This window comes from Desulfosporosinus sp. OT, from assembly GCF_000224515.1.
Taxonomy (GTDB): Bacteria; Bacillota; Desulfitobacteriia; order Desulfitobacteriales; family Desulfitobacteriaceae; genus Desulfosporosinus.
The window spans coordinates 1-653 of sequence record NZ_AGAF01000184.1 but is presented as its reverse complement, the minus strand read 5'-3'; the positions used below and the strand labels follow the sequence as shown (position 1 = coordinate 653).

Genomic DNA, 653 nt, shown 5'->3' with positions numbered 1-653 from the left:
ACGGTTTCAGGTTCTTTTTCACTCCTCTTCCGAGGTGCTTTTCACCTTTCCCTCACGGTACTGGTTCACTATCGGTCGCTAAGAAGTATTTAGCCTTGGGAGGTGGTCCTCCCTGCTTCCCACGGGGTTTCACGTGTCCCGCGGTACTCAGGATTCCCTCACAGAATGCTTTCCTTTCGTTTACAGGGGTGTTACCTTCTCTGCCCGGACTTTCCAGTCCTGTTCAGCTAGGAAACCATTCTTAAAAGAGGGTCCTACAACCCCGAATCCCGAAGGATTCGGTTTGGGCTGTTCCCGTTTCGCTCGCCGCTACTCAGGGAATCGATTATTCTTTCTCTTCCTCCGGGTACTTAGATGTTTCAGTTCCCCGGGTTGCCTTCTTTAACCTATGTATTCAGCTAAAGATAACTAGATATGACTCTAGTTGGGTTGCCCCATTCGGGTATCCACGGATCAAAGCCTGCTTACGACTCCCCGTGGCATTTCGCTGTTAACCGCGCCCTTCATCGACTCTTAGCGCCTAGGCATCCACCGTACGCCCTTAGTAGCTTGACCTATTGATCTTCTACTTCTAGGTTTTACTTAAGACTTGCGTCTTAAGGTGAATTCTTTCGACTTTTTCTAGATCTTCTTCTCTATGCAGTTTTCAAAGA

General features: G+C 48.5%; 1 rRNA gene. It reads right to left on the bottom strand.

Features of this window, described 5'->3' with window-relative positions:
* Nucleotides 1–555 (bottom strand): 23S ribosomal RNA (locus DOT_RS18175); the annotation flags it as partial.
* Nucleotides 556–653 lie beyond the last annotated feature (98 nt).